We start from the raw sequence: 14,271 nt of genomic DNA, 5'->3' as shown, positions 1-14,271 counted from the left end.
ATGGCATTTTCATCGAAATTATTGTCCCTGCTTGCCGGCGGTCTTTTCACCGCCACTGCTGCGCTCATCCCGGTCGTGCATGCGCAGGAGGTTGACCTGTCTCCCGAACAGAAGGGGCGGGTGCGCGTCGAAAAGGTGGAAGAGGCAATCAAGCTTCTGCCCGCCGGCCACAAATTCATCGCCGACGGAAAGCTGACGGTCGCGACCGTTCCCTTCCGGCTGCCGCTGGTGGATTATGCGAGCGACACAAAAACGCCGATCGGCGTGGAACCGGATATCGCCCAGCTGGTCGCCGACAGCCTTGGCCTTGAGCTGCAGCTTGTGCCCATCGCCTGGGCGGACTGGCCGCTCGGTCTTGCATCCGGCAAATATGACGCCGTTACTTCCAACATCACGGTGACGGAAGCCCGCAAGGAACAGTTCGATTTTTCCAGCTACCGCAACGATCTGCTCGGCTTCTATGTCGGCAATAACAGCAAGGTCACATCCATCGGCAAGCCGGAGGATGTCGCAGGGCTAAAGGTCATCGTCGGGGCCGCCACCAATCAGGAGCAGATCCTGCTGAAATGGATCAAGGACAACAAGGCGAAGGGGCTGGCCGATACCGAGGTGCAATATTATGACGATCAGGCCGTGCTTGACGTCGCCCTGCAATCCGGCCGTGCGGATGCCTATCTCGGCCCTAATGCGACCTCTGCCTTTCAGGCGGCAAGCCAGAAGAAGACGAAGCTTGTCGGCACCTTCTCCGGCGGCTGGCCGGAAGCGGCCGAGATCGCCGTCGCTTCGAAAAAGGATGCAGGCATAGCGGAGGCCATCACCGCCGCGCTGAACGCCCAGATCAAGAACGGCAATTACGGCAAGGTTCTCGCCCGCTGGAATCTCGGTTCCGAAGCCATCACCGAATCCCGCACCAATCCGCCCGGCCTGCCCAAGAGCTGAGGCCAGATTTCGAAAAAGCTGAGTTGCCAAAAGCTGAGTTGAAGGTGGGACATCACTCAGCCGGTAGCGCGGGCATCCTCCCGTCCGCGCTACCTCCGTCCCGCAGTCATTCTATCGGGAAACCACAATGACCTTCACCTCTCGTCTCGCCACGGCCACGCTCGGCGTCTTTCTCTCCATCGTCGGTCTTGGGTCGGCTTCGGCAGCGGATGTTTTCGACCTGTCGCCGGATCAACCCGGCCGCATCCGGGTTGAAAAAGACCCCGGCGCAATTGCCGCCGTTCCCAAGGATTTCAAATTCGTCACGCCGGGCAAACTTACTGTCGCGGTCGCACCCGGCGGACCGCCGCTCGCGACCTATGCGACGGATGCAAAAACGGTGGTCGGCGCAGATCCCGACTATGCGCTTGCGGTGGCCGACAGCCTTGGCTTGGAGCTGGAACTGGTGGCGGTGGCCTGGGCGGACTGGCCGCTGGGGCTTGCCTCCGGCAAATACGATGCGGTGATCTCGAATGTTGGCGTTACCGAGCAGCGCAAGGAAAAGTTCGATTTCTCCACCTATCGTCAGGGCCTGCACGGATTTTTCGTCAAGGCAGACAGCGGCATAACCGCCATCCGCGAGCCGAAGGACGCGGCCGGCCTGAGGATCATCGTCGGCGCCGGCACCAATCAGGAGCGTATTCTGCTGAAATGGAGCGACGAAAACGTCGCCGCCGGATTGAAGCCGATCGAGCTGCAATATTACGATGATGAAGCGACCCGGCTTGTGGCGCTTTCAGCGGGGCGGGCGGATGTGATCGTTCAGCCGCATGCGCAGCTGGTCTTCATCGCCGCGCGTGACAAGACCATCAAGCGTGTCGGCACCCTTTCCGCCGGCTGGCCGGAGCGGTCCGATGTCGCCATCACCACCCGCAAGGGATCGGGACTGGCCGATGCGCTGACGCTTGCCACCAACGACCTGATCAAGAGCGGCGCTTACGCGAAGATTCTGGATCGCTGGCAGCTATCGGAAGAAGCCCTGCCGGAATCGCGGACCAACCCGCCCGGCCTGCCGAAAAGCTGACCGGTCGAACACATGCGGCGGACTGCAATACCCGCAGGCTCAGGCCTTGCGGGTATTGTTTTGTCCGTCAATTCTGGGCGGGAAGGGCGCGAAAGAGCTTTCGCAATTCACCGACGAAGGGTTTGAAGAAGCGCGAGAGCGGCCGGGCCGTGTTGGTGGAAACGGCGACATTCATCGTTACGTCAGGCATGAATGGGCGCACCGTCACCCCCTCGAAACTGTTCCAGCGCACCAAGCCATCGACAAGGGCGATGCCGATGCCGCCGCGTACCAGCGGTACGGCGCCGACCGATGAGGTGACCTGCACCGAAACGTCGCGCACAAGCCCGTCGCGTTCGAAGACCTCGTTCAGCTGCGGGCCGATCTCGTCCGCATGGTTGCCATAGGAAATCAGCGGCCTGCCGGCGAGGTCGCGGGGCGTGACCGTCATCATTTCGGCGAGAGCATCATCATGCCGCATCACTGCCACGACCGGTACCGAGGCGAGGATTTCGCTGCGCACCGTTGGCGCCTGAATGGTGGAAAGCGTTACCGCAAAATCGATGTCACCCAGCAGCAATTGTTCGGCAATCTCTTTTTTGGGCAGGGCGTTGAGGTGGATTTTGACGGTTGGATGCGCCTGCCGGAAGGCAAGCAGTGCCTCGGGCAGCACGGAATAGGTAACCGGCAGGCTGGCCCCGATGCGCAGAAGGCCAAGCTTGCGCTCGCCAATGGTGCGCGTCAGCTTTTTCAGAACTTCAAGTTCGCGAAAAACCCGGTCGGCATCCTCATAGATCAGATGCGCTTCCATCGTCGGCACCAGCCGCCCGCCAATGCGCTCGAACAGCTTGTAACCCAGCTGGCTTTCCAGATGGTGCAGCACCTTGCTGACGCCGGGCTGGGAAACGGCAAGCGAATTGGCGGCCGCCGTCACCGAGCCGTCGCGCATGATGGCGCGGAAAATTTCAAGCTGTCGGGCGTTCATGGAAACCTCCAGCGTCATCTCTTCCATAACCCAAGGTTCTGTTCAAGCGACCATTTGCGATTGGCGGCAAACCTTCTGCCGTGGAAATCTGTGAAGGTGCAGGAGAGGTGCCTGCGAAGATTTCGGGAAAGGAAACGCGGATGCCGGCCAGATTCAGGCGCATTGCCGAAGAGCGACGCGCGGCTTGCCCTGTCCTGGTTGACGGCATGCCGGTCGAGGCGCTGGAGGGCGACACAGTGCTGACGGCGCTGATGCTCTCGCGCGGCTTTGCCCGTTTGTCCGAGTTCGCCGATGGCGAGCGGGCGGGGTTCTGCCTGATGGGCGCCTGTCAGGATTGCTGGGTCTGGACGGGTGAAGGCGAGCGGCTGCGCGCCTGTTCCACCGCCGTACTCCCGGGCATGGATATCAGAACCGAGGTTCCGGAGGGGTTATGGCCGATTTGCGCGTCGTGATCGTGGGCGCCGGCCCTGCCGGTACGCGTGCCGCCGAGGCGTTGGTGCGGGCGGGGCTCCGCCCCGTCGTCATCGATGAGGGAGATCGCAGCGGCGGCCAGATCTATCGCCGCCAGCCGCAAAATTTCCGGCGTTCCTATGCGGCCCTTTACGGCACGGAAGCGGGCAAGGCGAAGGCCTTGCACGAGGCATTCGATGGGCTTTCGGGCCATATCGATTACCGGCCGCAGACCCTGGCATGGGCAATCCGCGACAATCGCATTCATATTCAGCGCGCCGAGACAGCCGAAGCTCTCAATTTCGATGCCCTTATCATCGCATCGGGTGCGACCGACCGCATCATGCCTTTGCCGGGCTGGACGAGACCGGGATGTTTTTCGCTTGGCGCGGCGCAGATATCCCTGAAGGCGCAGGCCTGCGCGATAGGCCGGCGCGTGGTTTTCATGGGCACGGGACCGCTGCTTTATCTCGTGGCTTATCAATATATGAAGGCAGGCGCGGCCCCCGTGGCGGTGCTGGATACCACGCCGTTTTCCACGCAGATCAAGGGTCTGCCGGGGATGACGGCGCGGCCGTTGCAGCTCCTCAAGGGCATGCGGCTCGTTGGGGCGCTGTTGGCCGGCGGGGCAAGGATCGAGCGGGGTATCGTCCCGTTAGAGATTATCGGTGACGCCGAGAGCGGTGTGACCGGTATCCGCTACCGGAATGCCTCCGGTGAGGAAACGCGCCTCGCCTGCGATGCGGTCGGTATGGGTTATCATCTGCGGGCGGAAAGCCAGCTTGCCGATCTTGCCGGTTGTCGCTTTTCCTTTCATCCGCCGATCCGGCAATGGTTGCCGGATGTGGACGATATGGGGCGCAGTTCGGTGCCGAATATCTATCTGGCGGGCGATGGCGTGCGTATTCTCGGTGCAGATGGTGCGGAAGCCTCCGGCCGGCTTGCCGCCTTCGCGCTTCTTGAGGATCAGGGTTTGAAGCCACCCCGCGCGGAGATCGGCCACTGCCGGAAGCAATTGAGAGCTGCGAGGCGCTTTGCGCAGGGAATGGCCCGGGCCTTCCCCTGGCCGCACCAGTTGGCGCAGACACTTGCCGACGACACGATTATCTGCCGCTGCGAGGTGGTAACGGCGGGAGAGCTGCGCGCGAGCGTGACCGGCAAGGGCGCAACGGAGGTCAATCGCTCGAAAGCTTTCTCGCGGGCCGGCATGGGCCGGTGCCAGGGGCGGTTTTGCGGGCAGGCGGGACAGGAGATTGTTGCCGCCGCCTCTGGTCTGCCGGTGGAATCGGCGGGACGGCTGCGCGGGCAGGCGCCGGTAAAACCGCTGCCGCTGGCGATTGTGAGGGGAGACGATGATGCGTAACACGCTTGCGGAGGCGGATGTCATTATTGTCGGCGGGGGTATTGTCGGAACGGCCACGGCATTCTTCCTGCGGCAACGGGGCGTCAGCGTCATTCTGCTGGAGCGTTTCCTCGTCGGCCAGCAGGCGAGCGGCACCAATTTCGGCAATGTCCGCCGTCAGGGCCGTTACCTCGGGCAGCTTCCGCTCGCCAACAGATCGCGGGATATCTGGAGCCGCATCCCGCAACTGACCGGCGCGGATGTGGAATTCATGCCCGTCGGCCATATCCGGTTTCTCTGGACGGAAGAACAGATCGCCACGGTCGAGAAATACCGCGACGATGCCGCGCAATATGGTCTGGAATTGCATATCCTCCCGCGCGAGGTCATCCGGCAGAAATTCCCCTTTATCGGACCGGAAGCGGTTGCCGGATCATGGTCGCCGCATGATGGTCACGCCAATCCGCGCCTCGTCGCGCCCGCCTTCGCCCGTGCGGCGCAGCGGGACGGTGCAACGATCGTGGAAAATTGCGAGGTTCTGGCCATCGAAAAGGCCGGTGAGGATTTCCGGGTAATGACGGTGGAAGGGGATTATCGCGCGCCCGTCGTGCTGGTCGCCAGCGGCGCATGGGGCGGCGGGTTTGCTGGCGCTTTGGGCGAGGCGGTGCCGCTGGAGGTTGCCGGCCCGCAAATGGGCGTGACGGAACCCTTGCCATGGTTCATTCACCCGGTCGTTGGCGTCTCCACCAAAATTCCCGGCGAAGTGATCTATATGCGGCAAATCCCGCGCGGAAACGTCATTTTCGGTGGGGTGAAACGATGCGCCGCCGCGGTGGATGAACGCCGGGCGAAATACGATCCCGCCGGGCTCGATGCCCAGCTGCGTCAGCTTCTGCGGCTGGCGCTCGCCTTGCGCCATGCCCGGCTGATCCGCACCTGGTCCGGCGTGGAGGGCTATATGGCCGATGATCTGCCGGTCATGGGAGACAGTGCCGCAACCTCCGGCCTTTATTATGCCTTTGGCTTCAGCGGCCACGGTTTCCAGATCGGCCCGGGTGTCGGCGACGTGATGGCGGAGCTGATAGCGACCGGGAAGACCACGACGCCGATTGCGGATTTTCACATCGGCCGTTTCCGTCGTGGTCAGCCTGTCGCATCCCACTAAGCGAGGATCAGAAATCCGCGACCTTGCCCCAGGACGAGTTCAGGAAACGGCTGGGGTGATAGGGGGCGGCATCGACGATCGGGTTCGAGCCCGTCACAATATCGGCGATCAGATGGCCGGCGCCCGGCCCTATGCCGAAACCATGGCCGCTGAAACCGGCGGCGAGAATGAAGCCGGGCAATTCGCTGGTTTCGCCAATTGCGGGCACGCCATCGGGCGTGCTGTCGATGAAACCGGCCCAGGCGGCGGAAATCTGCGTTTTGCCGAGGGCGGGCAGAAGCTCCAGCGCCCTTCTATGGGTCTCGCGGATGGCGGCGGCGTTGGGTTTCGGGTCGAGAATACGAACCCGTTCCATCGGCGTCGGCGCATCGAGCCGCCAGCGTTTCAACGTCTCGTGGCCGCCGCGAATGCCTTCCAGCCCGCCCGGCCGCAGGCTTCGCCAGCGCTTGAGGAACATCGGGATGAATTCACGGGCAAACCGCATCTGCTGCGCCGTCGGGTCAATGCGCCCCAGCCCGCTGATGGCAAGTGTGTAACCGCCGTCTTTTCTCTTCGTTGCCGAAACGGCGGCGGTGTGCAGCGCATCCGGCAGTCCTTCCGCACCCGGTGTGACGGAGAGGATGGAAGAGCGGACGGAGGCCTGCGGGAAACGAATGCCGAGCTGCCGGCAAAAGGACGACGCCCAGGCCCCGCCGGACATGATGGCGGTTTTGGTGCGGATCGTGCCTTTTTCGGTGACGACGGCGCTGACCCGGCCGCCTTCAGTCTCAAGCCCGCGTGCGGCGCAATTTTGATGCACCGTGCCGCCCAGCTTGATGATGGCGCGCGCCACGGCGGGTGCTGCCATGGAAGGATCGGCCGTGCCGTCCGTCGGCGAAAACACGCCGCCCTTCCAGCGCTTTCCCGTGGATCGGCCGCGTTCGCTCGCCTCATCGGCCCTCAGCATATGGGTCGTCACGCCTGCGGTAATGGCAAAGTCGCGCCAGCGCGCCCAGCCGGCAAGTTCGGCCTCATTGTCGCTCAGGTAAAACAGCCCGCAGCGGCGAAAACCCGTGTCCTCGCCGCTCTCTGCGCCAAACTCTTCCCAGAGCGCCAGGCTCTTGGTGGAAATCGGCAATTCGCGGGCGTCGCGGTTCTGCTGGCGGCACCAGCCCCAGTTGCGGCTGGATTGCTCGGCCCCGATCAGGCCTTTTTCGACCAGCGCCACTTTCAGGCCGCGCCGGGCAAGATAATAGGCGGCGAAGACACCGACGATTCCACCGCCGATAATGACGGCGTCTGCGGATGTCGGCAGTTCCGGCGATGTCGTGATCTGTTGCAGCGGGGCGGGCATGGTCGGACTCCTTATATTCGTCCTAATTTACCTCAGCCGGCGTGTAAACGCTGCCAGACTGGGCCTCTTGCCGGAATCTCCTGCTGTTGGGCGACGCCTCTGCAACTCTTTATGCTGCATCAAAAAAATATCCCCACGTCGACAGGGCTCGCCCATGTGGTAAGATTTCCTTTGCCGCGCCAGAATTTTATGCCGCGTGTTCAAAAAACAAAAAAGGGGTTCCGCACGTGATGAAACTTGACCGGATCGATATCAAGATCCTCTACGAATTGCAGAAAAACGGTCGCATCACCAATGTCGAGCTGGCGGAACTTGTCAATCTGTCGCCAAGCCCCTGCCTGATGCGGGTGAAGAAGCTGCAGGCGGAAGGTTATATCGAGGGTTATTCGGCGCAGATCAACATCAACAAGCTCGGCCAGACGCTGACGGTGTTTACGGAAATCACGCTGAAGAACCATCGCCAGATCGATTTCGCCCGCTTCCTCGGCGTTGTCGAAAAGATCGACCAGGTGGTGGAATGCCACCTTGTTTCGGGCGGTTACGATTACCTGCTGAAATTCGTCACCTCTGGCATCGTCGAATACCAGTCGATCATGGAGCGGCTGACCGATATGGATGTCGGCATCGACAAATATTTCAGCTTCGTGGTGCTGAAATCGCCGATCATCAAATCGCATATGCCGCTGACCAGCCTGTTTCCGCTGTGAGGTGGAGGGAGCGCCTCAGGCATCCGCAGAACCGATGGATTTGGGAAGGCGTTGCATTCACCCTCCGTTACCCCGGACTTGATCCGGGGTCCAGCGCGATCAAGTCTTTGATCGCATGAGACTCATTTCACGACGCAGACGCGTCGTGGCTGGATGCCGGATCAAGCCCGGCATGACGGAGGAGAGGTTCTCATACCTGTTTGGCATTCGTCCAGCTCACCTTTTCGAAAACGCCCGCACCAGCTCCGCATCCTGCTGGAGATTGTCGAGCCATGTCGGGTCGAGTTTCGGCACCGAGGAAAACAGCAGTTTCGAATAGGGGTGGGAGGGCGATTTGATCGCTTCGGTTTCCAGGTGCTCCACCTTCTGCCCGCCATACATCACGACAATCTCGTCGCAGATGGTCTCCACCACCGAGAGATCGTGGCTGATGAAGATATAGGAGAGGTTCAGCTCCCGCTGCAGTTCTCCGAGAAGATCGATGATCGCGGCCGCCACCACGGTATCGAGCGCAGAGGTGATTTCATCGCAGATGATGAGCGAGGGTTCGGCGGCAAGTGCGCGGGCGAAATTGACGCGTTGCTTCTGCCCGCCGGAAAGGCCGGAAGGGTGGCGGTGACGCACCGAGCGCGGCAGCTTCACCATATCGAGAAGCTCATCGATCCGGGCGTCGCGCGCCTTGCCTTTCATGCCGTGATAGAAGGTCAGCGGCCGGCCGAGAATATCCTCGATGGGTTTCGACGGGTTGAGTGCGGTATCGGCATATTGGAACACGATCTGCATCCGGCGCAGCTGGTCGCCGGTTCGACGCCGTGCATCCGCATCCAGTTCCCGGCCTTCGAAAATGACATGGCCGCCGGCCGCGGGCAGAATGCCGGCGATGGCGCGCGCCAGCGTCGATTTTCCGCAACCAGATTCGCCGATGATGCCGAGATTACGACCGGGATAGACCGAGAGGCTGACGTTATCCACCGCACGCACCAGCGGCATCTTGTCTTCGCCCTTCGTTCCGTAACCGGCGATCAGCTTTTCGATGTCCAGCAGCGGCGTTGCCTGCTCCTGTCTGGCGGGTGTGATGACACGCGCCTTGTCATGAAAAGCCGTCAGCAGTTCCTTCGTGTATGGATGCTGGGCATTTTCGAGGATATCCGTGGTCGTACCGGTTTCCTGAACCTCGCCGCCTTTCAGCACAACGATCCGGTCGGCGATCTGGGCGACGACGGCGAGATCGTGCGAAACATAAACGCCGCCGATGCCGTTCTTGCGCATTGCCGATTTGAAGGCGCGCAGAACCTCGATCTGGGTCGTGACGTCGAGCGCGGTGGTCGGCTCGTCGAAGATCACCAGCTTCGGATTGCCGATCAGCGCCATTGCGGCGGAGAGGCGCTGAAGCTGGCCGCCGGACACCTGATGCGGGTAACGCTCGCCGATGGTCTCGGGGTTGGGCAGCGACAGTGCCTTGAAAAGTTCCACCGCCCGCGTGCGTGCTTCCTGCGGCGGCATCAAATGGTGGATGCGGGTGACTTCGATGACCTGGTCGACGATTTTCTGCGCCGGGTTGAAGGCGGCGGCGGCGCTTTGCGGCACATAGGCCACTTTTGTGCCGCGGACTTTGGCGCGTTCGACTTCGGAAAGCTGCACCATGTCCTGGCCCGCCACCTTGACGCTGCCGCCGGAAATGCGGCAGCCCGGCCGGGCATAGCCCATCAGGGTCAGCGCGATGGTAGTCTTGCCGGAACCGCTTTCGCCGATCAGCGCGACGATTTCGCCATCGGCGATGTCGATGTCCACGCCTTTGATGATGTCGATACGGCGGCCGGAATCGGTGGTGGCCTCGACTTTCAGTCCACGGATTTCAACGAGATTGCTCATTATTCGCTCCTGTCGCGGATTTTCTGCGGCAGATTGTCGATCAGCAGGTTGACGCTGATCGTCAGGCTGGCAATGGCCAGCGACGGGAAGATGACGGCGGGGGCCGCAAACGGCAGGCCGCCGATGTTCTCACGCACCAGCGCCCCCCAGTCCGCATTCGGCGGCTGCAGGCCGAGGCCGAGGAAGGAGAGGCCCGATAAAAGCAGCACGATGAACACGAAGCGCACGCCAAGATCGGCCAGGACGGGCCGGACGATGTTCGGCAGGATTTCAGAGCCGATGAGGTAGAACAGGCTTTCGCCGCGCACCCGGGCGACGGTGACGAAATCCATGGTGTTGACGTTGACGGCGAGCGCCCGGGCGAAACGATAGGCGCCCGGTGTATAGATGACCGAGAGCGTGATGATCAGCACCGGAATGGAAGAGCCGACGGCGGCGACGACCACGAGACCGAAAAGCTTGCTCGGAATGGAATTTACCGCATCGAGAAACCGGCTGAGCGCCGCATCGAACCAGCCGCCGATGACGGCGGCGCACATGCCGAGCACGACGCCGGAGGTGCAGGCGATGGTGACGGCGGCGAGCGATATACCGACCGTGAAACGCGCGCCCATGAGAATGCGGGAGAACACGTCACGGCCGAGATAATCGGAACCGAGCCAGAGATCGGAGGTCATCGGCCCGAAATAATCGAGATCGACGATCTCACCGACCGGATGCGGAATGAGATAGGGCGCGAAGATTGCGACCATGGCCCAGAAAAAAATGACGAGAAAGCCGAAAACGCCGACTGCGTTGATCTTGTAACCCAAACGCGAGGTCCCCGAAGTTGTTTTGATATTGTCGGCCATCAGCGCAGCCTCGGATTGGACATGATGGCGATGATATCCGCCGTCGTGATGAGGAGGAGATAACCGACGCAGAAGATCATCGCGCAGCTCTGGATCAGCGGCAGGTCGCGGGTTGCGACGCCATCGACCATCAGCTTGGCAATGCCGGGATAATTGAAGATTGTCTCGACGATGATGACGCCGCCGACGAGATAGGAAAGCGACAGCGCCACCGCATTGACGATGGGGCCGAGCGCATTGGGAAGCGCATGGCGAAGCACGATGCGCATGCGCGGCGCGCCCTTCAAAAGCGCCATTTCCACATAGGGCGTATCCAGCGTCTCGATGACGGCGGCGCGGCTCATGCGGATCATCTGTGCGGAAACGACGAAGGTCAGCGTGATGACCGGCATGGCATAGACCCGCAGCACATCGAAAAGCGTGTGAACCTCGCTGACCAGCGACAGCGCCGGAAGCCATTTCAGATAGACGGCGAAAAGCAGCACGGCGAGTGTGGCGATCATGAATTCCGGCACCGAGATGACGCCGATGGTCAGCACGGTTACGGCCCGGTCATAAAGCGTTCCGCGCAGCATGGCGGAGCTGATGCCGAGGGTCAGCGCCAGCGGCACGGCGATGATGGTGGTAATGCCGGCAAGCTTCATGGAGTTGACGAAGCGCGGTCCGATAAGATCGGCAATCGCCATGTTGTTGGCGTAGGACGTGCCGAGTTCACCCTGCAGCAGGCCGAGAAGCCAGCGGACGAAACGCAGGAGGGCCGGATCGTCGAGATGCATGGCGGTGCGCAGGCCGGCCACGGCCTCCGGCGTCGCCGCCTGGCCAAGCAGGATCGTCGCCGTGTCGCCGGGCAGCAGGCTGGTGGCGGAAAAGACGATAAACGACACGATAAGCAGCGTCGTCAGCATGACGACCAGCCGCCTGGCGATAAGGGATAATATCCGGCTGTTCATTCACATGCTCCTGCGACGTGCCTGATTGTGGAGGCTTTCCGCAACGACGGAAAGGCTACCGGGCGCATTTTCGCGCCCGGCCCCATGGTCTATCAGGCTTCGAGCCAGACGTATTCCGCAAAGGCATAACCCATCATGCCGCCGAGCGGATTGGCTTCCAGCCCCTTCAGCTTGGAACTGATGGCGTCGACATTCGAAATATAGGCGGGAATGATGGTGCCGGCTTCGTCGGCGATCATCGTTTCCAGTTCGAAGTAGATCTGCTTGCGCTTGTCCATATCGAGCATGCCACGTGCTTCGAGCATCAGCTTGTCGAATTTCGGCGACTTGTACTGGCTTTCGTTCCACGGTGCGTCGGAAGCATAGAGCAGCGAGAACAGGATATCCGGTGTCGGGCGCGGGTTGATGTTGCCGAAATGGACAGGCGCCTTGAGCCAGTAATTGCTCCAGTAACCGTCCGAAGGCACGCGCTGCACATCCAGTTTGACGCCGATTTCGGCGGCGGAAGCCTGGATGATCATCGCCATGTCGACGGAAGAGCTTGCCGCATCCGACGCGATGACCGGAATGGATTGGCCAATGAGGCCGGCCTTCTGGAAGTGGAACTTCGCCTTGTCAGGATCGAAGGCTTTCGGCTTGAGGTCCGGATTGTGATAGGGGCTCATCGGCGGAACCGGCTGGTCGTTGCCGACTTCGCCGAGGCCGCGCAGGGCCGCCTTGACGATCTGCTCGCGATTGACGATCGACTTCATGCCGGCGACGAAATCGGCATTGTTACCGGGCGCCTGGTCAAGACGCATGTTGAGGTTGGTGTAGTTCCCCGATGTCGTCTTGGACAGAACGACACCGTCCTGCTTGTCGAGCAGGCGAAGTGCACGCGGGTTGATGGAAGCCGCGAGCTGGATATCGCCGGAAAGAAGGGCGTTGACGCGTGCATTGTCGTCCGAAATCGCCATGAATTCGAAGCTGTCGATGTGCGGGCCGCCAGACTTCCAGTAATTGGTGTTCTTGCTCATGATCGAACGCACGCCCGGCTCGAATTTTTCGAGCTTGAAAGCGCCAGTGCCGTTGCCCTTGGAGAAATCCGTGGTGCCGTCGGCAACGATCATGAAATGGTGCAGGGCCAGAATGGATGGCAGGTCGGCATTCGCGTTCGCGAGCGTGATTTCGACTGTGCTCTTGTCAAGAGCCTTGAAGCCGGTCATCTGCGCGGCAATCTTTGCGACCTTGGAACCGACGGCCGGATCGAGATGGCGCTTCAGCGAATAAACCACGTCGTCGGCCGTCAGGGCCTTGCCGTCGTGGAAGGTGACGCCGGAACGCAGCTTCACAGTCCAGGTTTTGGCGTCCTTCGTTTCGATAGCTTCGGCCAGCTCCAGCTGTGGTGTTCCGGAAACATCGAGGAAGCTCAAACGGTTATAGAGCGCGCAGCAACGAACATAGTCCGTCGAAAGTGAGGCTTTTGCCGGATCGAGCGTATCGGCGGTGGAGGAGGACCAGCCGGCAGCTTTCAGCGTGCCGCCGGATACCGGCGTTGCGGCCACGGCATTTGAAGCGCGGCCGAGGATGGCCGAACCGGCGGAAAGGGCGACGCCGCCCGCCAGCAGCATGTGAAGCAGCTCACGCCGCGTTGCGCCGCGCCGGATCGCCTGTTCAACGGCGGCATCGTCGGAGCGGGTCCAGTTTGTAATCCTGTCACTCATGGTCTTCCCCTTTTGTATGATTTGTTGAAATGCGTCTGAAGAAATTTCCGGCATGCCGCATCCCAGTTCGCGGCACGCCATTGGCGGGGCGGCTCAGCCGCCCGTCTGTTTCACTGCTTCGGCAAGGCCGGCCATCGAGGTGAAGTGGTAGTCAGGCTCGGTAAAGTTTTCCGGCTCGATCGTACCGCCATATCCTTTCTGGGCGTGGCGACGCTCGATCCAGCAATTGGTCATGCCCAGTTTCCGGGAAATGCCGATATCGTGGTACTGGCTTTGCGCGACGTGCAGAATGTCGTCCTTCGATGCGCCTTCGCTTTTCACAAAGGCGAAGACCTTTTCGAAGAAGGCGGGATCGGGTTTTTCGGTGCCGGTGTCATCCGCCGTGAAAGCGGCATGAAACGGATTGCCGAGTTCCTTCGAGAAATATTCGAAGGCCCAGCGCTGGGCGTTGGTCATGGCGATGAGGCGATGCGTCTTGGCAAGTTCGGCCATGGCGGCGCGGCTGTCTTCAAAGCCTTTCCAGCTTTTTGCCGCATCGCGCAGGCGTTCACCGAATGCGCGTTCCGCCGGCAGGCCAAGTTCGGGAGCGATGATCAGGTATACGCGGACGAGGTCATCCGGAAACAGGTCGGTCGCGTCGGAATAACGGGCCGCGCGGTAAAGCGCGAGCGCCTTTTCACCATCGACCTCCACGCCGTTTTCCGCGCCGATTGCGGCCAGCGTCGATTTCAGGCCGCCTTCGAAATCGATGAGGGTCCCCACCACGTCGAAGCTCATATATTTGAAGTCGCTCAGTTTTTTGGGCAATGTCGGTCTCCGCTTTGCCGCCTTAAGCCTCTTGGGGAGCCTGCGGCAGATTATTCTGTTCCCGGACGGGATCCTTGCCCCGTTCCCATTTACGATTACGCCCTTTTTTATGGCGTTTAGTGCCG

Annotated in this window: 13 protein-coding genes; 6 read left to right on the top strand and 7 right to left on the bottom strand. The window is 61.3% G+C overall.

Going from position 1 to position 14,271, the window contains the following annotated elements; genetic code table 11:
• Together PH605_RS06075 and PH605_RS06070 are read left to right on the top strand one after the other, a co-directional pair.
• A complete protein-coding gene (locus PH605_RS06075; protein ID WP_142844675.1) occupies window positions 1-939 on the top strand; it encodes an ABC transporter substrate-binding protein in 939 nt (312 codons plus the stop codon).
• Between the two features lie 127 nt (window positions 940-1,066).
• Window positions 1,067-2,002, top strand: coding sequence for an ABC transporter substrate-binding protein (locus PH605_RS06070; protein ID WP_125145801.1), 936 nt, complete (start codon window positions 1,067-1,069; stop codon window positions 2,000-2,002).
• A 67-nt stretch (window positions 2,003-2,069) separates the two neighbouring features.
• Here the strand turns inward: PH605_RS06070 and PH605_RS06065 are convergent, their stop codons facing one another.
• Window positions 2,070-2,993, bottom strand: a complete 924-nt coding sequence (locus PH605_RS06065) for a LysR family transcriptional regulator (protein ID WP_142844674.1) — start codon at window positions 2,991-2,993, stop codon at window positions 2,070-2,072.
• Window positions 2,994-3,106: 113 nt separating this feature from the next.
• Between PH605_RS06065 and PH605_RS06060 the strand changes: the two genes are divergently transcribed.
• Genes PH605_RS06060 through PH605_RS06050 form a run of 3 tightly spaced genes read left to right on the top strand, consistent with a single transcriptional unit; the run spans window position 3,107 to window position 5,923 of the window.
• Window positions 3,107-3,418 (top strand): (2Fe-2S)-binding protein, encoded by a 312-nt coding sequence (locus tag PH605_RS06060; protein WP_142844673.1) that lies wholly within the window; start codon window positions 3,107-3,109, stop codon window positions 3,416-3,418.
• Window positions 3,397-4,779: an FAD/NAD(P)-dependent oxidoreductase gene (locus PH605_RS06055; RefSeq protein WP_142844672.1), complete on the top strand. Its 1,383-nt coding sequence runs from the start codon at window positions 3,397-3,399 to the stop codon at window positions 4,777-4,779. The genes PH605_RS06060 and PH605_RS06055 overlap by 22 nt, the downstream gene beginning before the upstream one ends.
• Window positions 4,772-5,923 carry an NAD(P)/FAD-dependent oxidoreductase gene (locus tag PH605_RS06050; protein ID WP_142844671.1) on the top strand — a complete coding sequence of 384 codons (1,152 nt, stop codon included), beginning with the start codon at window positions 4,772-4,774 and terminating at the stop codon, window positions 5,921-5,923. The genes PH605_RS06055 and PH605_RS06050 overlap by 8 nt, the downstream gene beginning before the upstream one ends.
• A gap of 7 nt (window positions 5,924-5,930) precedes the next feature.
• Here the strand turns inward: PH605_RS06050 and PH605_RS06045 are convergent, their stop codons facing one another.
• Window positions 5,931-7,256 carry an NAD(P)/FAD-dependent oxidoreductase gene (locus tag PH605_RS06045; protein ID WP_142844670.1) on the bottom strand — a complete coding sequence of 442 codons (1,326 nt, stop codon included), beginning with the start codon at window positions 7,254-7,256 and terminating at the stop codon, window positions 5,931-5,933.
• A gap of 230 nt (window positions 7,257-7,486) precedes the next feature.
• Between PH605_RS06045 and PH605_RS06040 the strand changes: the two genes are divergently transcribed.
• Window positions 7,487-7,963, top strand: coding sequence for an Lrp/AsnC family transcriptional regulator (locus PH605_RS06040; RefSeq protein WP_003506856.1), 477 nt, complete (start codon window positions 7,487-7,489; stop codon window positions 7,961-7,963).
• 216 nt (window positions 7,964-8,179) lie between these two features.
• Here the strand turns inward: PH605_RS06040 and PH605_RS06035 are convergent, their stop codons facing one another.
• The 5 genes from PH605_RS06035 to PH605_RS06015 all read right to left on the bottom strand — a co-directional run bounded on the left by PH605_RS06035 (window position 8,180) and on the right by PH605_RS06015 (window position 14,146).
• Window positions 8,180-9,835 carry an ABC transporter ATP-binding protein gene (locus PH605_RS06035; protein ID WP_142844669.1) on the bottom strand — a complete coding sequence of 552 codons (1,656 nt, stop codon included), beginning with the start codon at window positions 9,833-9,835 and terminating at the stop codon, window positions 8,180-8,182.
• Window positions 9,835-10,686, bottom strand: coding sequence for an ABC transporter permease (locus PH605_RS06030; RefSeq protein WP_059753371.1), 852 nt, complete (start codon window positions 10,684-10,686; stop codon window positions 9,835-9,837). Before PH605_RS06030 ends, PH605_RS06035 begins: the two co-directional genes overlap by 1 nt.
• The gene (locus PH605_RS06025; RefSeq protein WP_003524664.1) at window positions 10,686-11,636 is read right to left on the bottom strand and encodes an ABC transporter permease; all 951 of its coding nucleotides are present in this window, start codon (window positions 11,634-11,636) and stop codon (window positions 10,686-10,688) included. The genes PH605_RS06030 and PH605_RS06025 overlap by 1 nt, the downstream gene beginning before the upstream one ends.
• Window positions 11,637-11,728: 92 nt before the next feature.
• Complete coding sequence (locus PH605_RS06020) at window positions 11,729-13,339, bottom strand: ABC transporter substrate-binding protein (RefSeq protein ID WP_142844668.1); 1,611 nt, start codon at window positions 13,337-13,339, stop codon at window positions 11,729-11,731.
• A gap of 93 nt (window positions 13,340-13,432) precedes the next feature.
• Window positions 13,433-14,146, bottom strand: a complete 714-nt coding sequence (locus tag PH605_RS06015) for an HAD-IA family hydrolase (protein WP_065657190.1) — start codon at window positions 14,144-14,146, stop codon at window positions 13,433-13,435.
• Window positions 14,147-14,271: the final 125 nt, after the last annotated feature.

This window comes from Agrobacterium sp. CFBP 3001 (assembly GCF_027871605.1).
In the GTDB taxonomy this organism is placed as follows: Bacteria; Pseudomonadota; Alphaproteobacteria; order Rhizobiales; family Rhizobiaceae; genus Agrobacterium; species Agrobacterium leguminum.
Note: the sequence above shows the minus strand (reverse complement) of the source record. Positions and strands in the feature narration are given on the sequence as shown.